This window comes from Streptomyces incarnatus (assembly GCF_001027185.1).
Taxonomy (GTDB): domain Bacteria; phylum Actinomycetota; class Actinomycetes; order Streptomycetales; family Streptomycetaceae; genus Streptomyces; species Streptomyces puniciscabiei.
Genome location: NZ_CP011497.1, coordinates 4,025,006 through 4,044,019 on the forward strand (window position 1 = coordinate 4,025,006; position 19,014 = coordinate 4,044,019).

20 protein-coding genes are annotated in these 19,014 nt (G+C 70.5%); 8 read left to right on the plus strand and 12 right to left on the minus strand.

All coding sequences use genetic code 11. The annotated features are described in order from the left end of the window. Positions 1-50 precede the first annotated feature (50 nt). The 7 genes from ABB07_RS17975 to ABB07_RS18005 form a co-directional block, all read right to left on the minus strand. Positions 51-1,109 carry an aspartate-semialdehyde dehydrogenase gene (locus ABB07_RS17975; RefSeq protein ID WP_208899653.1) on the minus strand — a complete coding sequence of 353 codons (1,059 nt, stop codon included), beginning with the start codon at positions 1,107-1,109 and terminating at the stop codon, positions 51-53. Between the two features lie 16 nt (positions 1,110-1,125). After that, entirely contained in the window at positions 1,126-2,397 is a 1,272-nt protein-coding gene (locus tag ABB07_RS17980) for an aspartate kinase (RefSeq protein ID WP_208899654.1), read from the minus strand. A gap of 372 nt (positions 2,398-2,769) precedes the next feature. Beyond that, entirely contained in the window at positions 2,770-3,102 is a 333-nt protein-coding gene (locus tag ABB07_RS17985; protein ID WP_208899655.1) for a helix-turn-helix domain-containing protein, read from the minus strand. Further along, on the minus strand, positions 3,099-3,485 hold the full coding sequence (locus tag ABB07_RS17990; RefSeq protein ID WP_425264731.1) for a type II toxin-antitoxin system RelE/ParE family toxin: 387 nt from the start codon (positions 3,483-3,485) through the stop codon (positions 3,099-3,101). Before ABB07_RS17990 ends, ABB07_RS17985 begins: the two co-directional genes overlap by 4 nt. An 88-nt stretch (positions 3,486-3,573) precedes the next feature. Beyond that, on the minus strand, positions 3,574-4,236 hold the full coding sequence (locus ABB07_RS17995; protein WP_208899657.1) for a DUF5063 domain-containing protein: 663 nt from the start codon (positions 4,234-4,236) through the stop codon (positions 3,574-3,576). Beyond that, the gene (gene recR / locus ABB07_RS18000; RefSeq protein ID WP_031164801.1) at positions 4,229-4,828 is read right to left on the minus strand and encodes a recombination mediator RecR; all 600 of its coding nucleotides are present in this window, start codon (positions 4,826-4,828) and stop codon (positions 4,229-4,231) included. The genes ABB07_RS17995 and recR overlap by 8 nt, the downstream gene beginning before the upstream one ends. A 51-nt stretch (positions 4,829-4,879) precedes the next feature. Continuing rightward, positions 4,880-5,224 (minus strand): YbaB/EbfC family nucleoid-associated protein, encoded by a 345-nt coding sequence (locus ABB07_RS18005; RefSeq protein ID WP_031164799.1) that lies wholly within the window; start codon positions 5,222-5,224, stop codon positions 4,880-4,882. 298 nt (positions 5,225-5,522) lie between these two features. Between ABB07_RS18005 and ABB07_RS18010 the strand changes: the two genes are divergently transcribed. Beyond that, a complete protein-coding gene (locus tag ABB07_RS18010) occupies positions 5,523-6,275 on the plus strand; it encodes an SLATT domain-containing protein (RefSeq protein ID WP_208899658.1) in 753 nt (250 codons plus the stop codon). A gap of 53 nt (positions 6,276-6,328) precedes the next feature. Here the strand turns inward: ABB07_RS18010 and ABB07_RS18015 are convergent, their stop codons facing one another. Then, positions 6,329-8,479, minus strand: a complete 2,151-nt coding sequence (locus ABB07_RS18015) for a serine/threonine-protein kinase (protein ID WP_208899659.1) — start codon at positions 8,477-8,479, stop codon at positions 6,329-6,331. A gap of 241 nt (positions 8,480-8,720) precedes the next feature. Here ABB07_RS18015 and ABB07_RS18020 point away from each other — a divergent pair, with 241 nt between their 5' ends. The 5 genes from ABB07_RS18020 to ABB07_RS18040 all read left to right on the plus strand — a co-directional run bounded on the left by ABB07_RS18020 (position 8,721) and on the right by ABB07_RS18040 (position 12,102). Next, positions 8,721-10,076: an aspartate aminotransferase family protein gene (locus ABB07_RS18020; protein WP_208899660.1), complete on the plus strand. Its 1,356-nt coding sequence runs from the start codon at positions 8,721-8,723 to the stop codon at positions 10,074-10,076. 144 nt (positions 10,077-10,220) lie between these two features. After that, a complete protein-coding gene (locus tag ABB07_RS18025) occupies positions 10,221-10,916 on the plus strand; it encodes a GntR family transcriptional regulator (protein WP_208899661.1) in 696 nt (231 codons plus the stop codon). 42 nt (positions 10,917-10,958) lie between these two features. Beyond that, positions 10,959-11,609 (plus strand): hypothetical protein, encoded by a 651-nt coding sequence (locus tag ABB07_RS18030; protein WP_208899662.1) that lies wholly within the window; start codon positions 10,959-10,961, stop codon positions 11,607-11,609. A gap of 75 nt (positions 11,610-11,684) precedes the next feature. Next, a complete protein-coding gene (locus ABB07_RS18035) occupies positions 11,685-11,924 on the plus strand; it encodes a DUF6400 family protein (RefSeq protein ID WP_208899663.1) in 240 nt (79 codons plus the stop codon). Next, positions 11,911-12,102, plus strand: a complete 192-nt coding sequence (locus ABB07_RS18040; RefSeq protein WP_208899664.1) for a hypothetical protein — start codon at positions 11,911-11,913, stop codon at positions 12,100-12,102. The genes ABB07_RS18035 and ABB07_RS18040 overlap by 14 nt, the downstream gene beginning before the upstream one ends. A gap of 10 nt (positions 12,103-12,112) precedes the next feature. Here the strand turns inward: ABB07_RS18040 and ABB07_RS18045 are convergent, their stop codons facing one another. From ABB07_RS18045 to ABB07_RS18060, 4 genes are all read right to left on the minus strand, one after another. Further along, positions 12,113-12,544 carry an ester cyclase gene (locus ABB07_RS18045; protein WP_208899665.1) on the minus strand — a complete coding sequence of 144 codons (432 nt, stop codon included), beginning with the start codon at positions 12,542-12,544 and terminating at the stop codon, positions 12,113-12,115. A 44-nt stretch (positions 12,545-12,588) separates the two neighbouring features. Next, positions 12,589-14,406 (minus strand): bifunctional metallophosphatase/5'-nucleotidase, encoded by a 1,818-nt coding sequence (locus ABB07_RS18050; protein WP_208899666.1) that lies wholly within the window; start codon positions 14,404-14,406, stop codon positions 12,589-12,591. Between the two features lie 174 nt (positions 14,407-14,580). Continuing rightward, positions 14,581-14,793, minus strand: a complete 213-nt coding sequence (locus tag ABB07_RS18055; RefSeq protein ID WP_208899667.1) for a hypothetical protein — start codon at positions 14,791-14,793, stop codon at positions 14,581-14,583. Between the two features lie 38 nt (positions 14,794-14,831). Then, positions 14,832-16,115 (minus strand): adenylosuccinate synthase, encoded by a 1,284-nt coding sequence (locus ABB07_RS18060; protein WP_208899668.1) that lies wholly within the window; start codon positions 16,113-16,115, stop codon positions 14,832-14,834. A 212-nt stretch (positions 16,116-16,327) separates the two neighbouring features. On the opposite strand from ABB07_RS18060, the gene ABB07_RS18065 reads away from it, so the two are divergent. Both ABB07_RS18065 and ABB07_RS18070 read left to right on the plus strand, forming a co-directional pair. Beyond that, on the plus strand, positions 16,328-17,155 hold the full coding sequence (locus ABB07_RS18065) for a diacylglycerol kinase family protein (RefSeq protein ID WP_208899669.1): 828 nt from the start codon (positions 16,328-16,330) through the stop codon (positions 17,153-17,155). Positions 17,156-17,413: 258 nt separating this feature from the next. Then, positions 17,414-18,925 carry an APC family permease gene (locus tag ABB07_RS18070; RefSeq protein WP_208899670.1) on the plus strand — a complete coding sequence of 504 codons (1,512 nt, stop codon included), beginning with the start codon at positions 17,414-17,416 and terminating at the stop codon, positions 18,923-18,925. The last annotated feature ends 89 nt before the right edge of the window (positions 18,926-19,014 follow it).

The following is a 19,014-nucleotide window of genomic DNA, read 5'->3' on the forward strand; positions in this document are numbered from 1 at the left end:
TTACATGGATCCTACAAAGGTTCTGCCGTGGCCGGGCCGCGACCCCGGCCTCAGCGGTCGGCCCACTCCGCCGCGACCAGCTCCGCGATCTGCGCGGTGTTCAGCGCGGCCCCCTTGCGGAGGTTGTCGCCGCACACGAAGAGTTCGAGCGCGGTGGGGTCGTCCAGGGCCCGCCGCAGCCGGCCCACCCAGGTGGGGTCGGTGCCCACGACGTCCGCGGGGGTGGGGTACTCCCCGGCGGCGGGGTCGTCGCACAGCACCACGCCGGGCGCGGTCGCGAGGATCTCCCGGGCGCGGTCGACCGTGACCTCGCCCTGGAAGCGGGCGTGCACGGTCAGGGAGTGGGTGGTGATCACCGGGACCCGTACGCAGGTCACCGCGACCGGGAGCCGCGGCAGCCCGAGGATCTTGCGGGACTCGTCGCGGACCTTCATCTCCTCCGACGACCAGCCGTCCTCCCTGAGCGACCCGGCCCACGGGACGACGTTCAGCACGACCGGCTCCGGGAACGGCCCGGTGTCCTCCCCGACGGCCCGCCGTACGTCACCGGGCTTGGTGCCCAGCTCGGTCCCGGCCACCAGGGACAGCTGGGCCCGCAGCGCGTCCACACCGGCCCGCCCGGCCCCGCTCACCGCCTGGTACGACGACACCACCAGCTCGCGCAGCCCGAACTCGGCGTGCAGCGCGCCCAGGGCGACGATCATCGTCAGGGTCGTGCAGTTGGGGTTGGCGACGATCCCGCGCGGCCGGGTCCGTACGGCGTGCGGGTTGACCTCGGGCACCACCAGCGGCACCTCGGGGTCCAGCCGGAAGGCGGCGGAGTTGTCGACGACGACCGCGCCGCGCGCGACGGCGATCGGCGCCCACTGCGCGGCGACCTCGTCCGGGACGTCGAACATCGCGACGTCGACCCCGTCGAAGGCCTCCTCGGTCAGGGCCACCACCTCGACCTCCTCCCCGCGCACGGCCAGCTTGCGGCCGGCCGAGCGGGGGGAGGCGAGCAGGCGGATCTCGCCCCAGACGTCCGCGCGCTGGGACAGGATCTGGAGCATGACCGCGCCGACGGCCCCGGTCGCTCCCACGACCGCGAGCGTCGGCTTCCTGGTCATCGGTCGGTACCCGGGCTCAGCGGCCGGTGCCGCCGTAGACGACGGCCTCGTCGGTGTCGGAGTCGAGCCCGAAGGCGGTGTGCACGGCGCGCACGGCCTCCGGCACGTCGTCCTTGCGGGTGACGACCGAGATGCGGATCTCGGAGGTCGAGATCAGCTCGATGTTCACGCCCGCGTCGCTCAGCGCCTCGAAGAAGGAGGCGGTGACCCCCGGGTTGGTCTTCATACCCGCGCCGACCAGGGAGATCTTCCCGATCTGGTCGTCGTACCGAAGGGAGTCGAAGCCGATCCCCGACCGGCTCTTCTCCAGCGCGTCGATCGCCTTGCGGCCCTCGGTCTTCGGCAGCGTGAAGGAGATGTCCGTCAGGCCGGTGGAGGCGGCGGACACGTTCTGCACGACCATGTCGATGTTGATCTCGGCATCGGCGATGGCCCGGAAGATCGCGGCAGCCTCACCCGGCTTGTCCGGCACGCCGACGACCGTGATCTTGGCCTCGGAGGTGTCGTGCGCGACACCGGAGATGATGGCCTGCTCCACCTTCTTGTCCCCAATCGGCTCACTGCTGACCCACGTGCCCTGCAGCCCGCTGAAGCTGGACCGGACGTGGATCGGGATGTTGTAGCGGCGGGCGTACTCCACACAGCGGTGGAGCAGCACCTTGGAGCCGGAGGCGGCGAGCTCCAGCATGTCCTCGAAGGAGATCCAGTCGATCTTCTTCGCCTTCTTCACCACGCGCGGGTCGGCGGTGAACACGCCGTCGACGTCGGTGTAGATCTCGCAGACCTCGGCGTCGAGCGCGGCGGCGAGCGCCACGGCCGTCGTGTCGGACCCACCGCGCCCCAGCGTGGTGATGTCCTTCTTGTCGGCGCTGACGCCCTGGAACCCGGCGACGATGGCGATGTTGCCCTTGTCGAGCGACTCGCGGATCCGGCCCGGCGTGACGTCGATGATCCGGGCTTTGTTGTGGACCGAGTCGGTGATGACGCCTGCCTGGCTGCCGGTGAAGGACTGGGCCTCGTGACCCAGGTTTTTGATCGCCATCGCCAGCAGGGCCATGGAGATCCGCTCTCCGGCGGTCAGCAGCATGTCGAATTCACGCCCGGCAGGCATCGGAGAAACCTGCTCGGCGAGATCGATCAGCTCGTCCGTCGTGTCGCCCATCGCGGAAACGACGACGACAACCTGGTTGCCGTTCTTCTTCGCTTCCACGATCCGCTTGGCGACGCGCTTGATGCCCTCGGCATCGGCTACGGAGGAGCCTCCGTACTTCTGCACGACAAGGCCCACGTGCGCTCCTCGCTCGGTTCGTTTGTGTCGGCTCAGTCTAACGAGCGCCCGAATTCCACCACCCTGCTCCCGCATGGTGAGACATCCGGCGACGCCCGCATCCGGCCCCTGCCCAGCCCACGACACACCACTCGGGAAAGTGCCCCGGCTCACAGTGCCGACTGTGTACGTTTCAACCAGGGAGTGGGGGGCGCCGGAAATCCTCCTGGCGGCGATCGCCCAGCTCGGCGGATGCGCCCAGTGACTGACCGACATGGGCTTCACCCTGGCCGCCGCCCCGGCGCTGGTCCTGCCGCTCGGCCCCGCCGACGGGGTGGCGCCGGCCAACTGCACCGCCGGCGGAGAGCGAACGGGAGATGGCTGCCACGCCAGTCAGGCCGCCCCGACCGTCCGGTCTCCGTACTCAATGGTCACGGTGATCCTGGCCCCGAGCGCCTCGGCGTACGTACGCATCGTTTCCAGGTTGTGGATCTCCCCCCGTTCGATCTGGGAGACCCGGGCCTGGGAGATGCCCAGTGATGTCGCCACCTGGGCCTGCGTCAGTCCCTGCTCCTCGCGGATCTCGCGCAGGCGGTGACCCACTACGTGCGCCTCCGTCGCCGTACGCGCCGCCTGCTTGCGGGATGCCCATTCGGCGTCGGACACCTCCGGTTGACTCTCCCGCATCCGGCGCTTGACTTCTGCCCAGTTGCTGTACCGGTTCATCGGTCCATCCCGTCTTCTCCTGCCCCGTCCGTAACGGCGAGATATTCCTCGTAGCGGGCCTCGGCAAGGGGAATCGATTCGCGGTACCAGTCCCTCCAGCGGCCGGCCTTGTCGCCGGCCACCAGCAGAATCGCCTGCCTCCGAGGATCGAAGACGAACAGGATCCGGACTTCGGTACGTCCCGCGCTGCCTGGCCGTAGTTCCTTGAGGTTCTGGGTGCGGCAACCGTAGAGCCGATCGACCAAGGGACGGCCGAGTGCAGGCCCGTGCTCTGCCAGCAGGTCGACCGCCGCTTCGACGAGGTCCGCCGACACCGGGTCCTCCTCTGCAAGCTTGAGCAGCCACGACTCCACGGATGAGTGGAGGTTGATTTCCCAGTTCATGCGCCGCATCCCAGCGTAGGACGCGCCAGCACAAAAGGAAATCCTTATACCTTCAGCTCAACGAGTGACAGCGGCGTCGTACTCGGAGTCACTTCGCCGGTCGCATCCCCAGCGGGCCGCCGATCTCCTGGGCCATGACGCGGCCCGCCTCGAACTCCAGGGTCTCGTCGCCCATGTCGGACTGGTCGGTGTCGAGGCCGTCGAGTTCTTCCAGGGGCTGGTTGAGGCGGACGTGGATGAGGACCGACTGCAGGGCGCGCAGGACGGCGGAGGCGGTGGGGCCCCAGTTGGAGAAGTAGGAGAACTGCCACCACCACAGGGCCTCCGTGGTGCGGCCCGCGCGGTAGTGGGCCATGCCGTGGCGCAGGTCGGTGATGACGTCGGCGAGGTCGTCGGAGAGCCGGGCGGGCACCGGCGCCTTGCGGGGCTCGTACGGGTCGAAGACCTCGGAGTAGACGTCGACCGGTTCCAGGAGACGGGCGAGGTTCTCGCGGAGGCCGTCCACGTCCGGGTCCGGGCCCGTGTCCGGCTCGTACCGCTCCTCGGGGACGATGTCCTCGTGGGCGCCGAGGCGGCCGCCGGCCAGCAGGAGCTGGGAGACCTCCAGGAGGAGGAAGGGGACGGTCGAGCCGGGCTCGTCGCCCCTCGCCACCTCCGTGACGGCCACCAGGAAGCTCTCGATCTGGTCCGCGATCTGGACCGCGAAATCGTCCGGGTTGTGACCGGTCGCGTGCAGTGTGGCGTCAGACATCTAGGAGTCGTCTCCCCTCGAAGGCGCGGCCGAGAGTGACCTCGTCCGCGTATTCCAGGTCGCCGCCCACCGGGAGGCCGCTGGCCAGGCGGGTGACCTTCAGGCCCATGGGTTTGATCATGCGGGCGAGGTAGGTGGCCGTGGCCTCGCCCTCCAGATTGGGGTCCGTCGCCAGGATCAGCTCCGTGACCGTCCCGTCGGCCAACCGCGCGAGAAGTTCTCGTATACGCAGGTCGTCGGGACCCACGCCCTCGATCGGGCTGATGGCGCCGCCGAGGACGTGGTAGCGGCCGCGGAACTCACGGGTGCGCTCGATGGCGACCACGTCCTTGGGTTCCTCGACCACGCAGATGACCGAGGGGTCGCGGCGCGGGTCGCGGCAGATGTTGCACAGCTCCTCCTGCGCCACGTTGCCGCAGGTCGCGCAGAAGCGGACCTTCGCCTTGACCTCCAGGAGTGCCTGCGCGAGCCGCTTCACGTCCGTCGGCTCGGCCTGCAGGATGTGGAAGGCGATCCGCTGCGCGCTCTTGGGACCGACGCCGGGCAACCGCCCCAACTCGTCGATGAGGTCCTGGACCACGCCTTCGTACACCGGACTGCCCTTCCTTAAGACCTTTCGGTACGTACCGTAGTTGGCCCGGCCTCAGAACGGCAGACCGGGGATGCCCGTGCCGCCGCCGAGCCCCTGGGCCAGCGGGCCGAGCTTCTGCTGCTGCAGCGTCTGGGCGTTCTCGTTGGCCGCCTGTACGGCCGCCACGATCAGGTCGGCGAGGGTCTCGGTGTCCTCCGGGTCGACCGCCTTCGGGTCGATCTTCAGCGCGCGCAGCTCGCCGGCGCCGGTCACGGTGGCCTTCACCAGGCCTCCGCCCGCCTGCCCGTCGACCTCCGTGTTCGCCAGTTCCTCCTGGGCCCGCTGGAGATCCTGCTGCATCTTCTGGGCCTGCTGGAGCAACTGCTGCATGTTGGGCTGGCCACCACCGGGGATCACGATCAGCTCCTCTGCGTTCTTCTTCTTGAGCACGAGCCTACGTGGTCCACGCCCGCGTCGCCCCGCCACTCTTTCGAGTGAGAAGTACGGCGGGCCTATACCTGATCAAGGCCCTCTTCCGGGCGGAAAAGACGGGAAAGCTCCTTCTTCGCCACCCATTGGGCGGTAGGAAGGGTGCCGCGCGTCGGCATGGAATCGGCATGGAATCGGCATGCATGCGGCTTGGAATCCGCATGGGGTGTCACGCAAAGTGACCGGTCGTGATCAGGTGTCAGCAGGGATCAGTAGGGAGTGCCGGGTGGGTCAGCCGGAGATGCAGCCCGAGGGTCCGCCTCAGGACGGGCGGGGCGAGGGTGCGGCCGGGCTGCGGCCGGGCGATCTGACCGGGCGGGCGTTCCCGCTCGGCGACTGGGGCGAACCGGCCGAACGGCTCGACGAGCTGTACCGGTGGGTGGAGAGCGGCGCACTGCAGACGGCGTCCTGGTATCTGCGGGACCGGGTGTGGAAGCGGCGCGCCGCCCGGATCCTGCGCTCGGGCACGGCGGCGGGCGTGGCGGCCGGGGCGGCGCTGCCCCTGCTGGACGTCACCGGGGCGGCCCACGGGATCGCGCCCTGGGGCTGTCTCGCGCTGCTGCTCGCCGTCGGCTGCGTCGGCATCGACCGGTTCTTCGGCGTGACGTCCGGCTGGATGCGGGACGTGGCCACCGCGCAGGCGGTGCAGCGGCGGCTGCAGGCGCTGCAGTTCGACTGGGCCTCCGAGAGCATCCGGGAGGTGCTGGGCCCGGCGGAGGGCACGGCCGGGGAGGCGGCCGAGCGGTGCCTGGGGGTGCTGCGGCGCTGCGCGGAGGACGTCACGGAGCTGGTGCGCATGGAGACGACCGACTGGATGGTCGAGTTCCGCACGGGTTCCGCCCCGCTGGGCATGCAGGCGGCGGTGACCGGCTACGCGCCCCGCCAGGAGCCCGGCGCCCCGCCGGCCCGCCACCCGCTCCCCCCCGCCAACGGAACCCGCCCGAACATGCCCCGACAACGCCCGCCGGAGCCACGCTAGGCCCGTAGGGGTTTTCGCTCGTCGGCGGCGGTGCTGACCGGTGGTCGCCGGGCCTACTGTTTGGTGTACGTCAGGCTCTCCCCGCCGCCCACCTTCGCCCGCTTCAGCCGGCCGTCCGGCAGGAGGGTGACCTCGGTGGCCTCGCCCGGGGTGCAGGAGGAGGCGGGATCGCCGCTGGTGACGGTGGACGGCCCGATCTCCAACGGCCCGCCGGTGCCGGGCTGTTCGGCGAGCTTGGCGTCGAAGACACAGTGGTACGTGCCACCGCCGTCCGTCGGCCCGTCCGCGACCAGCGTCAGCACACTCTGCCCCACCTCGCCCTGCCGGATGGTCAGTTGGCGGGTGTTGGTCCCGTTGGCGTTGTCGATGGTCGTCTCCCAGGTCCCCAGGTAGCCGGCCGGAATCGTCCCGTCCGACGATGCGGACGCGGAGTCGGAGCCGGACGGCGTCGGCCCCGCCGTGCTGGGCGCGCCCGAGGTGCCGGAGCCGCTGACGGTGGACGCCGGGCTGACGGTCCCGCCGCCCTTGTCGTCACCCCCGCCGCCGTTCCTCATCAACGCGTACACCGAGCCGCCCGCGCCCAGCGCCACCACCAGCGCGATCACGACGAGCAGCGCGGTCGACCGCCCGTTGCGCCCCTCCGGCTCCCGCGTCCCACCGACGGGCGGCGGCCCGTACGGCGGCGTGGACCCGATCCCGCCGCCATAGGGGAGGTACGGCTGCTGGGCCCCGCCCCACGCCCCGGCACCGCCCTGCTGCGGATAGCCGTAGGCCCCGCCCGACTGCGCGTACGGCTGAGGCTGCGGATGCTGCTGCGCATACCCGTACGCCCCCGGCCCGCCTGCGAACCCCGGCGGCGCCGGCGGCGGCCCCGGCGGCGGAGTCTGCCCCGCGACAACGGTCGGCAGATGATTCACCCCACCCCCGGCCCCCGGCCCGCTCCCCTCATCGGCAACGGCCCCATGCTCACCCGCCACAACACCGCCACCACCGCCGGCACCAGCACCGGGCACGCCACCGCCAAGGACACCACCGGCACCCACGACTGGCGCGGCACCGCCAAGGGCACCACCGGCACCCACGACTGGCGCGGCGCCCCCGCCACCACCCGCACCCGCCGACGGCGAATCCGCCCCACCAGGGCCACCCGCACCCGACGACGATTCCTGCACGGGTGGTGCGGGTGGGAACCCGGACCCGGCCGAAGGCCGGGTGCCCCCCGACGCACCCGCACCCGACGACGCACCCGCACCCGAGCCCGAAACAGACCCGTCCCCCTCCGGATCCTCCACCTCCAGCAACTGCACGGCATGCCGCCCGAGTTGTGCCACCAGCGCCCCCGGCAGCCAGGGATCCCGGGACCGCCCCCCGGCCACCGTGTCCTCCGCCCCCGTCCGCTCCAGAATCGCGTCCAGCGAGGGCCGGCTCCCCGGCTCCTTGCGCAAGCACTCCCGCACCAGGTCGGCGATCCCCTCCGGCACCCCCGACAGATCCGGCTCCTCCTGAGCGATCCGGAACATCAGCGCGTGCACCCCGCTGTTGGCGGTCCCGAACGGCAGCGCCCCCGTCGCCGCGTACGCCAGCACCGACCCGAGGCAGAAGACGTCGCACGCCGGCGTGATCCGGTCCCCCCGCACCTGCTCGGGCGCCATGAACCCCGGCGACCCGACCAGCGACCCGGTCCGGGTCAGCCCCTCCCCGCCCAGCGAGGTCGTCTCCAGCGCCCGCGCGATCCCGAAGTCGATGACTCGGGGACCGTCGATGGTGACGAGCACGTTCGACGGCTTCAGATCCCGGTGCACGATCCCCGCCGCGTGGATGTCCTTCAGCGCGTGCGCGAGCCCCGCCGCCAGGATCCGTACCGACCGCTCGGGCAGCGCCCCGTGGTCATGGCCGACCACCTGCTGCAGGCTGGGCCCGGCCACGTACCCGGTGGCGACCCAGGGCACCGGCGCCTCGGTGTCCGCGTCCAGCACGGGCGCGGTCCAGTACCCGCCGACCCGCCGCGCGGCCTGCACCTCCTGCCGGAACCGCGCCCGGAACTCCTCCTGCTCGGCGAGCTCCTCGCGGACCAGTTTCACGGCGACGGTACGGCCCCGGTCAGACCGGGCCAGATACACGTGCCCCATGCCGCCCGCACCCAGCCGCGCCAGCAGCCGGTAGCCCCCGATGCGCTGCGGATCCCCCGCCGCCAGCTTCTCCATGGCCGCCCCGCCCCTCCCCCTGGACACACGCCCCCGGACACACATCGCATACCTGTGCAACAGACCGAGAATAGTCCGGCCCCGGAAGGAGTCGCTCGGCCCGCCGCCTACGGTTCCGTAACAGGCATACCCAGCTCGTCCACGACTGCTGGGGGTGTCGACAACCTGTCGCAGAAACCCCTCGTCCACGGAACAGGACGCCGATGTCGCTTCCGCATCGCGGACATTTACCCTCACCCGCATGACCCCTCAGCCCAACCCCGACGCCGGCGCCGCAGTCAAGGCCGCGGACCGCGCGCACGTCTTCCACTCCTGGTCCGCGCAGGACCTCATCGACCCGCTCGCCGTCGCCGGCGCCGAGGGGTCGTACTTCTGGGACTACGACGGCAAGCGGTACCTGGACTTCACCAGCGGGCTGGTGTACACGAACATCGGCTACCAGCACCCCAAGGTCGTCGCGGCCATCCAGGAGCAGGCGGCGCGGATGACGACCTTCGCGCCCGCCTTCGCGATCGAGGCGCGCTCGGAGGCGGCCCGGCTGATCGCCGAGCGCACCCCCGGCAACCTGGACAAGATCTTCTTCACCAACGGCGGCGCCGACGCCGTCGAGCACGCGGTGCGCATGGCCCGGCTGCACACGGGCCGCCCCAAGGTGCTCTCGGCCTACCGCTCGTACCACGGCGGCACCCAGCAGGCGGTCAACATCACCGGTGATCCGCGCCGCTGGGCGAGCGACAGCGGCACGCAGGGAGTCGTCCACTTCTGGGCGCCCTTCCTCTACCGCTCCCGCTTCTACGCCGAGAACGAGGAGCAGGAGACCGCGCGCGCCCTGGAGCACCTGGAGACGACGATCGCCTTCGAGGGACCGGGGAACGTCGCCGCGATCATCCTGGAGACCATCCCCGGCACGGCCGGGATCATGGTGCCGCCGCCCGGCTACCTGGCCGGGGTCCGCGAGATATGCGACCGCCACGGCATCGTCTTCATCCTGGACGAGGTCATGGCCGGCTTCGGGCGCACGGGTGAGTGGTTCGCCGCCGACCTCTTCGGTGTCGTACCCGACCTGATGACCTTCGCCAAGGGGGTGAACTCGGGTTACGTGCCGCTCGGCGGTGTCGCGATCTCACCGGAGATCGCCGCGACCTTCGGCAAGCGCCCCTACCCCGGCGGTCTGACGTACTCCGGGCACCCGCTGGCCTGCGCCGCCGCCGTCGCCACGATCAACGTGATGGCGGAGGAGGGCGTGGTGGAGAACGCGCGGCGGCTCGGCGAGACCGTCCTCGCCCCCGCCCTCGCCGACCTGGCCGAGCGCCACCCGAGCGTCGGCGAGGTGCGCGGCGTCGGCATGTTCTGGGCGCTGGACCTGGTGAAGAACCGCGAGACCCGCGAGCCGCTGGTGCCGTACAACGCGGCCGGTGAGGCGAACGCCCCGATGGCCGCGTTCGCGGCCGCCGCCAAGCAGCACGGCGTCTGGCCGTTCGTGAACATGAACCGCACCCATGTGGTCCCGCCGTGCAATGTCACGGAGGCCGAGCTCAAGGAGGGCCTCGCCGCCCTCGACGCCGCGCTGAGCGTGGCCGACGAGCACACGGTGTAGCGGTACGACGGCTGCCGCCGGGGCGATCCGAACGCGTAAGGTGGCGTGCTCGTACAGGTGGATACCCGCGTAGACGCCGACGGCGACAGCGAGTAGCCAGTCCGTACGAGTACGTCACCGGACACGCGACGAGAGGCCCCGACCATGCCCGGCAACGGCGCCGTGACACGCAGCACCCTGCGCCAGCAGATCGCGGACGCGCTCCGTGACGAGGTGCTCGCGGGGCGGCTGCGGCCGGGCCGGGCGTTCACGGTCAAGGAGATCGCCGACCAGTACGGCGTCTCCGCCACCCCCGTCCGCGAGGCGCTGGTCGACCTGTCCGCGCAGGGCATCCTGGAGGCCGACCAGCACCGCGGCTTCCGGGTGCCGGAGTACTCGCTCACCGACTACCGGAACATGATCGAGGCGCGCAGCCTGGTCACCGACGGCATGTTCCAGGCCCTCAGCACCGGCCACCCCGCCTTCCGCACCCCGCCCGAGGACCCGCGTACGACGGCCGCGCTGACCACGGTGCGGCGCCGCGGCGAGGAGGCCGCGCGGGCCGCCGCGGCCGGCGACCTGACCATCCTCATCGGCTACGACCTGCGCTTCTGGCGCGAGCTCAGCGCGCTCTTCGGCAACCCCTACCTCGGCGACTTCCTCAACCGCCTGCGCGTGCAGTCCTGGGTCTGCGCGGTGCAGCACCTGCTCCGCCTGCCCGACCTGCGCGGCCGTCTGTGGGCCGGGCACACGGACCTGGTCGACGCGCTGTCCCGCCGCGAGGCCGACACCGCGCGCGGCATCGTCGCCGCCTCCAACGCCCACTCGCTCCGGCTGCTGGAACACCTGACCAACGGGTAGATGACCAGTACTCTTCCCGGACCACCTGATGAGGAGCTCTCTTTGGCCTGTGATCTGTGGCTGGTACCGCTCGTGGACGTGTTGTGCCACACCCCGGACAACCCGTTCGCCGAGGAACTCGCGCAGTACAACAACGCACTGGCGGCGGCCGGCCTCCCCCCGGTGCCCGTGTACCAGTACATGCCGGGCCTGTCCGGCGAGGTCGCCCCGGTGGCCGGCTTCGACTACGACGCCCTGCACTTCCTGCGCCGCGCGTACCTGCTCCAGGTCTGCGGCCTGCCGGTGACCCCGGTCGACGAACTCGGCGGCGACTACGAGCAGTTGCTGGAGATGTTCGAGTCCACGGCCCAGCAGTCCCACCTGGTCTGGCACTACGACCACGCGGGCGCGTACGTCCCGGTGGACTTCCCGAACCCCCTGTCGAACGACGAACTCCTGGCGGGCGGCGGCCCCTTGGGCTCCTCCCAGGCGCTGCTGCGCGAGCTGGAGTACGTCGCCGGTTCGATCGGCATCGACCCGGCCAACCCCCCGGCCGCCCCGGCCCCGCCCACGGCCCCCACGGAACTGGAGGAACCGGCCGTCCCGGCCCCGTACGACCCCAGCCCCTTCGCCCGGGAACGGCACGTGTGGCTCGGCCTGCACGCGGCGGCGACGCGCTCACTGGCCCAGGGCTCGATGATCGTGTTCAGCTGAGCGCCGCCTCGGCTCGGTGTGATTTCACCCACCTGTTCTTGCCGTGGGGGAAATGCCCTGCCTACGTTCGGTGGCATGTCCCCCCACGGCCCCACCTTCGACTTCAGCGTCGACCTGAGCTCGCACGAGATGCTCCGGCGCACCCACGTCATGGCCGCCCTCGGAGACGGCTGGGATCCCGAGGCCGCGCTCCGTGGCGAGGAGGAGGCCCGTGCGCTGCTGTACTCCGGCCTCGACGCGGAGCAGCAGCGCATCTACGACGAGCTGGTGGCGGCCGGTGTGCTCCCGCCGGGGCCCGGCGATGCTGCCGCTTGATCCGCAGGCGGACCGGGCGCGGCGCGCCTGGGGGGTGGACTGCCCGCGCTGCGACGACCGGAGCGGGTGGCGCTACCTGCTCTCCCACACCGGCAGCCTGCTGCACCTGCAGTGCCCCGCGTGCCACCACGTGTGGGCGCACGAGACCTACTTCGGCGCCACCCGCTCCACCCCCTGACGCGACCGGTTCAGCCCTGCGGCAGCGGCCAGCCCAGCTGTGCGAACAGGCCGAGGCGGTCGCTCACCGCGCGGATCTCCGCGATCTTTCCCGCCCGCAGCGTGAAGATCCAGACCGCCTCGATCTCGAAGGACCGGACGGTCGGCTCCGGCATGCGCGGATGCGCCCCGCTGTGGACGCCCCGCTGGGTCACGCGGGCCACCACCCGGTCGCCCTCGCCGATCAGCTCGTCCACCCGGACGGTGAGCGGTGCGAGGGCCTCCGACTGCTGGCGCAGCCCCTCGAACGCCGCCCCCGGCTCGTCCGCCTCACCGTGGATGATCTTGTTGTGGTCCACGACGTCCGCCGCCATGTACTGCGGCAGATCCTCGAGCCGGCCCTCGCTGACCGCCTCGAAGAAGCCCTGGACCACCTTCTTGCCGTCGTCCACCGCTGTGCTCACGACTCCCCCTGTTCCCGTTCTCGCCCGCCCGGCGAACGGCCCGCTCAGAAGACGGGCGTGCCCGCCTGCGTCAGCTTCCAGTTGGTGACGGCGAAGTCGGCCGGGTCGAGGGTCTTCTTCGCGGTCACGTAGTCGATCATCAGCTGCCGGATCTCGTTTGTCGAGCTGTACGCGATCGGGGCCGAGGCGATGTGCGGGTAGCCCGAACCGCCGTTCGCCCGGTAGTTGTTGACCGCGACCACGAAGACCTGGTCGTCGGCGATCGCGGCGCCGTTGTGGCTGAGGTTCTTGATCCTCGACCCCTCCGGCTGCGCGATGTCGATCTCGTAGTCGACGCCCGCCGCCGTGTCGTACATGTAGTCCCAGAAGTTGTTGGCGTTGGTCAGCGTCGCCGTGTCGACCTTCGTGCCCGCCGGGACCTGGTGGTAGTACTTCGCCGCGTACTCCAGGTAGTCCTTGAGCTGGGCGCCCGTCAGCTTCTTGCCGTACAGGGTGTTGTCGTAGATGTAGAGGCCGGCGATGTCCTTGATGGTGACGTTGCCCTGGGGGATGTCGGCCGTGCGGGAGAAGGGGGCGGCGACCGAGATCAGGGGGAGGGCGGCGTCGGCCGTGGACAGGCCCGCCTTCACGCTCTCCATCTGGACCTTGTGGATGAAGTCCATGATCGGGACGTCCTTCCAGCAGGAGTCCGCCGCCGAGAGGTCCGCGGTACACGTGCCGACCGCCGTGTTGACGTACTTGACCACCAGCTCGTGGTCGGCCTCCAGGAGCCTCTTGATCTCCGGGTCCTCGTCCACGTCCTTGGGGTTGAGCGTCTGCGCCGTCTTGCTCGTCACCTTCCACTGGCCGTGGTGGAGTTCGAGCTCGAAGTCGAAGACGCTCAGGCGGTAGCCCCAGCAGTACGGCTCGGAGAGCAGGACCTCCTCGCCGGTCTCCGCGTTCTTCACCGTGTAGGACGGGACCTCGACGTGCGTGTGGCCCACCAGGATCGCGTCGATCCCCGGGACCTGCTCGGCGACCAGGTTCGACGCGTTCTCCACGTACGGGAGTGCGTCGCCGTACGACGACGAGCCGTCCAGGCCCGAGTGGTCCGTCAGGAAGACGACGTCACAGCCCAGGGCGCGCAGGCGCGGCACGTACTTCTTCGCCTGCTCCACCAGGCCCGGGAACACCATCTTCCCGCTGACGTTGTCCTTGTCCCACAGCGCGATACCGGGGTTGGTCAGGCCGAGGATGCCGACCTTGATGTCCGGGGCGCCCGGCACACGGATGCGCTTGACGGTGTACGGCTGGAAGGCCGGGCGCAGGGTCTTGGCGTCGAGGGCGTTGGCGCCGAGCAGCGGGAAGTGGCACTGGCTCTCGAACTTGCGCAGGGTGTCGATGCCGTAGTTGAACTCGTGGTTGCCGAGGGCGGCGGCGTCGTAGCGCATGTGGTTCATGGCCACGGCCATCGGGTGCCTGGGGCCCTTCTTGCCGTCGGTGCCCGTGATCGGGTCGACGCGCGCGAAGTAGTAGGCCAGGGAGGTGCCCTGGATGATGTCGCCGGCGTCGACGAGGAGGACGTGGTCCTCGCCCTTGGCCTCGCGCTGCTGCTTGATGAGGGTGGCCACGCGCGCCACGCCCACGGAGTTGCCCGCCTTGTCGGTGTAGGCGGCGTCCTTGTAGTAGTCCCAGTCGAAGACGTGGCTGTGCAGGTCGGTCGTGCCGAGGATGGAGAACGACCAGGTGCGCGGGTGGCAGTCCGGCTTCTGCTCGGCCGCCTGGGCGGTGCCGGTGCCGACGGTCCCGGCTGCGGCGACCGCCGCCCCGGTGACGGCCGACTTCTTCACGAACTCCCGGCGGTTCATGGGACTGAGGGGCATTCAGGGCTCCTGGTGTGGCTGGAACGGGGGGCGAGCAGCGGCGGGTGCAGTGCGGAGGCTACCCGCGTAGATGCTGCTCGCGCCCACGATTGCCGGAAAACCAGGGAATGACCATGTCCAGGTCAAGGATGGGTCAGCACGCGCCCGGTGCGAACACTGGGGAAACAGCCGATGTCAGATACGGCCGATGAGCCTGATCTCCGGCGGCCACAGCACCCCGCTCGCCATCAGCAGTGAGGGGCCCAGATGCACCGGGCAGACGTGCAGCGGGGGCAACCGGTGCCGGGCGACCTCGAAGACCGCGGGGTCCAGGCAGTCCGTGCCCTCGGCCTCGGCGCCTTCACCGCCGTAGGGCCCCCGGCACCGCAGGTCCCGGTGGACGCTCATACCTCGATTGTCCACCGGAACCCATGGCCATGGATCCTCTACAGGAACGAGTTGATCTCGATCGTCTCGTCCCGGCCCGGGCCCACGCCGATCGCGGAGATCGGGGCGCCGGACATCTCCTCCAGCGCCTTGACGTAGTTCTGGGCGTTCTTGGGGAGGTCGGAGAAGGACTTGGCCTTGCTGATGTCCTCCGACCAGCCCGGGAGCATCTCGTAGACCGGCTTCGCGTGGTGGAAGTCGGTCTGCGAGTACGGCAGCTCCTCGACCCGCTTGCCGTCGATCTCGTAGGCCACGCAGACCGGGATCTGCTCCCAGCCGGTGAGGACGTCGAGCTTGGTGAGGAAGAAGTCGGTCAGGCCGTTGACGCGGGTGGCGTACCGGGCGATGACGGCGTCGAACCAGCCGCAGCGGCGGTCGCGGCCCGTCGTCACACCCCGCTCGCCGCCGATCCGGCGCAGCGCCTCGCCGTCCTCGTCGAACAGCTCGGTCGGGAAGGGACCGGCGCCGACACGGGTGGTGTAGGCCTTGAGGATGCCGATGACCCGGCTGATCTTCGTGGGGCCCACGCCGGCGCCGGTGCAGGCACCGCCGGCGGTCGGGTTCGAGGAGGTCACGAAGGGGTACGTGCCGTGGTCGATGTCGAGCAGCGTGCCCTGGCCGCCCTCGAACAGGACGACCTTGTCGTTCTCCAGGGCCTGGTTGAGGACCAGGACGGTGTCGGCGACGTACTGCTCGATCTGCTCGGCGTAGCCCAGCAGCTCCTCGACCACCTGGTTCACGGCGATCGCGCGCCGGTTGTACAGCTTGGTGAGGATCTGGTTCTTGACGTCGAGGGCCGCCTCGACCTTCTGGGTCAGGATCGACTCGTCGTACAGGTCCTGGACCCGGATGCCGACGCGGTTGATCTTGTCGGCGTAGGTCGGGCCGATGCCGCGCCCCGTCGTGCCGATCTTCCGCTTGCCGAGGAAGCGCTCCGTGACCTTGTCGACGGTCACGTTGTACGGCGTGATGATGTGCGCGTTACCGCTGATCAGGAGCTTGGACGTGTCGACGCCGCGCTCGTTCAGACCGCTCAGCTCGGAGAGCAGGACCGACGGGTCGACGACGACGCCGTTTCCGATGACCGGAGTACAACCGGGAGACAGGATTCCGGAAGGGAGGAGGTGGAGGGCGTACTTCTGGTCGCCGACGACGACCGTGTGGCCGGCGTTGTTGCCGCCCTGGTACCGCACTACATAGTCCACCGAGCCACCGAGCAGGTCGGTCGCCTTTCCCTTGCCTTCGTCACCCCACTGAGCACCGAGCAGCACAAGTGCGGGCACGCGCGTACACCCCTTCCGGGCGGGGCATGTCCAAGGTCGGGGGCGTGGGCGTAAGGTTCACCGCCGCGTGCCACAGCGACCGCCGTTGGTCGCACAACCGTCGGACCGGATGCCCCGGAATAGACGAAGCCCCTGGCGCAATAGCGCAAGGGGCTCTTGCACAAAGATGCTACCCGAGGAAGCGAGGCAGGACCGAGGTGGCGACCTTCGCGATGTCCGAACAGCTGCTGGTGATCATCGATCCGGCGGCACGGCAGACGGACGGAGAGTCCGTACGGATCGCGAAAGACGTGCTCAGCGCGGGTGCGGCGGCCAAGGTGTGTCTCCCGGACGGGCCGGAGGAATTCGCCCGCGCGCTGGGCCGACGGGGTGCGCGGCGGCCGGTCGTGGTGGGCGACGGTCACGCTCTGGTACGGGCCGTGACCGTGCTGCACCGGGCGCGCGAGCTGGCCGGATGCGCGCTGTCGGTGGTCCCGGTGGGTGACACCCGGCTCGCCGAGTCGCTGGGCGTGCCCGGCGGCACGGTGGCGGCGGCGCGCGCGGTGCTGGACGGGGCCGAGCGGCGGCTGGACCTGCTGGTCGACGACAGCGACGGGGTCGTGCTGAGCGGGCTGGGGATTCCGCCGGGGCCGGCGGTGCGGGCGCCTGTCGCCGAGCCGGTGACCGCGGCCTCCTCCGGCCGGCCCTGGTACCGCTCCCTGGTCCGCACCCTCGCCCCCCGCCCGCCCCGGCTCTCCGCCGTACCGGCCCCGGGCCCCTCCCGGCTCCGGGTCGAGGTCGACGGGGAGACGGTGGTGGACCTGGGCCAGCCCGTGGAGGCCGTGTCGGTGACACCGGGCACGGGCGGGCTCGCGGAGGTGGAGGTACGGCCCCTGTCGGTGGGCGCGGAGGCGACCCCGGTACGGGCCTCGGGCCGGACGGTGACCGTGATCGGCGCGGACTTCCGCTACCGGGCGGACACGGGGGTGACGGGCCCGGTACGGCGACGGACCTGGCGGGTGGCGGAGAGGGCCTGGGGGTTGGTGCTGCCTTCAGCGTGAGGCGGGGCCTCGAAGCCGGAGGTGTCGAGGGTGCAGGCGAAGGGGGGCGGGGATGTGCAGCTTCTCGAAGCTCGTCATCGTCGCTCAGAGTAGCGGACCGCACGCGTGTCGCCACGGAGACCTCAGCAGAACCCATCTAATGGTCTGGTGACAAATATTTAACCCCGCCGACCCCTTCCCGTGCCCCCGTGTCGTCCACCATCCTGCTGAGTCAGGACCCACCAGGACTCATGGACCGGACACGGAGGGGGCCACCCGATGGCAATAGACGAGGGCGTCGCCCCAGCGGCCGACACGGGGGACGGGGAAGCGGTTCACCGGCTCAAACCCAACGCCGTGGGGCTGCTCGGGGTGGTCTTCATGGCTGTCGCCACCGCCGCGCCGATCACCGCGATGACCGGCAACGTGCCCTTCATGGTGTCGGCCGGCAACGGGATCGGCGCACCCGCCAGTTATCTCGTGGCAATGGTCGTCCTGGCAATCTTTTCCGTCGGTTTCACGTCGATGGCGAAGCACATCACGTCGACCGGGGCCTTCTACGGGTTCATCTCCTACGGCCTCGGACGGACCGCCGGCCTCGCCTCCGGGCTGCTCGCGACCTTCGCGTACGTCGTCTTCGAGCCCGCCCTCATCGGCATCTTCTCCACCTTCGCCACGACGACGCTGAAGGACCAGACGGGCATCCACCTGCCCTGGTGGGCCTTCGCGATCCTGATGCTGGCGATCAACGCGACCGGCACCTGGTTCGGGATCAGCGTCGCCGAGAAGCTGCTGGTGGCGCTGCTGGCGACCGAGGTGACCGTGCTGGCGGCGATGGCGGTCTCGGTCGCCTTCCACGGCGGCGGGCCGCACGGGTTCAGCCTCGCGCCGGTCGACCCGGTCAACGCCTTCAAAGGCACGTCCGCCGGGCTCGGGCTGTTCTTCGCCTTCTGGTCCTGGGTCGGCTTCGAGTCGACCGCGATGTACGGCGAGGAGTCCCGCGACCCGAAGAAGATCATCCCCAAGGCCACGATGATCAGCGTCCTGGGCGTCGGCGTCTTCTACGTCTTCGTGTCCTGGATGGCCATCACGGGCAACGGTGAGGCCGAAGCCGTGAAGGCGGCCTCCTCCGCGAACCCGCTCGCCCTGTTCTTCAACCCCACCGAGCGGTACGTCGGCCACTGGGCCGTCGACGTCATGCAGTGGCTGATGATCACCGGCTCGCTGGCCTGCGGCATGGCCTTCCACAACTGCGCCGCCCGCTATCTGTACGCCCTCGGGCGGGAGGGCGTGCTGCCCTCGCTGAAGAACACCGTCGGGCGGACCCACGCCCGGCACGGCTCGCCGCACATCGCCGGGCTGGTGCAGACGGTGGTGAGCGCCGTACTGATCGCGGCGTTCTGGATCGCGGGCAAGGACCCGTACAACGCGCTCTACGTCCTGCTGGCCATCCTCGGCACGATGGCGATCCTGGTCGTGCAGGCCGTGTGCTCCTTCGCGGTCCTCGTCTACTTCCGCAGGAACCACCCCGAGAGCCGGCACTGGTTCCGGACGTTCACCGCGCCGCTCGTCGGCGGCATCGCGATGCTCGGCGTGGTCGTCCTGCTGGTGTCCAACATGGGGGTGGCGGCGGGGGCGGAGTCCGGCTCACTGCTGCTGAAGGCGACGCCGTGGCTGGTGGCGCTGGTCGCGGCGACGGGCGTGGGCTACGCGCAGTACCTGAAGCGCCGGGCACCCGAGCGGTACGCGCTGCTGGGGCGGACGGTGCTGGAGGAGACGAAGGAACGCTGACGCTCCGCCGGGGGCGCCGGGTCCGGTCGTCGTTCGGCTGCGGCGTCGTCGTGGCTGGTCGCGCCCACGCGGCGGAGCCGCACGTCGAC

Coding starts and splice junctions, on each gene's coding strand:
- ABB07_RS17975 (WP_208899653.1), bottom strand. CDS start 1,109: ATGACCAGGAAGCCGACGCTCGCGGTCGTGGGAGCGACCGGGGCCGTC.
- ABB07_RS17985 (WP_208899655.1), bottom strand. CDS start 3,102: ATGAACCGGTACAGCAACTGGGCAGAAGTCAAGCGCCGGATGCGGGAG.
- ABB07_RS17990 (WP_425264731.1), bottom strand. CDS start 3,485: ATGAACTGGGAAATCAACCTCCACTCATCCGTGGAGTCGTGGCTGCTC.
- ABB07_RS17995 (WP_208899657.1), bottom strand. CDS start 4,236: ATGTCTGACGCCACACTGCACGCGACCGGTCACAACCCGGACGATTTC.
- ABB07_RS18015 (WP_208899659.1), bottom strand. CDS start 8,479: ATGGAGAAGCTGGCGGCGGGGGATCCGCAGCGCATCGGGGGCTACCGG.
- ABB07_RS18020 (WP_208899660.1), top strand. CDS start 8,721: ATGACCCCTCAGCCCAACCCCGACGCCGGCGCCGCAGTCAAGGCCGCG.
- ABB07_RS18025 (WP_208899661.1), top strand. CDS start 10,221: ATGCCCGGCAACGGCGCCGTGACACGCAGCACCCTGCGCCAGCAGATC.
- ABB07_RS18035 (WP_208899663.1), top strand. CDS start 11,685: ATGTCCCCCCACGGCCCCACCTTCGACTTCAGCGTCGACCTGAGCTCG.
- ABB07_RS18040 (WP_208899664.1), top strand. CDS start 11,911: ATGCTGCCGCTTGATCCGCAGGCGGACCGGGCGCGGCGCGCCTGGGGG.
- ABB07_RS18050 (WP_208899666.1), bottom strand. CDS start 14,406: ATGCCCCTCAGTCCCATGAACCGCCGGGAGTTCGTGAAGAAGTCGGCC.
- ABB07_RS18055 (WP_208899667.1), bottom strand. CDS start 14,793: ATGAGCGTCCACCGGGACCTGCGGTGCCGGGGGCCCTACGGCGGTGAA.
- ABB07_RS18065 (WP_208899669.1), top strand. CDS start 16,328: ATGTCCGAACAGCTGCTGGTGATCATCGATCCGGCGGCACGGCAGACG.
- ABB07_RS18070 (WP_208899670.1), top strand. CDS start 17,414: ATGGCAATAGACGAGGGCGTCGCCCCAGCGGCCGACACGGGGGACGGG.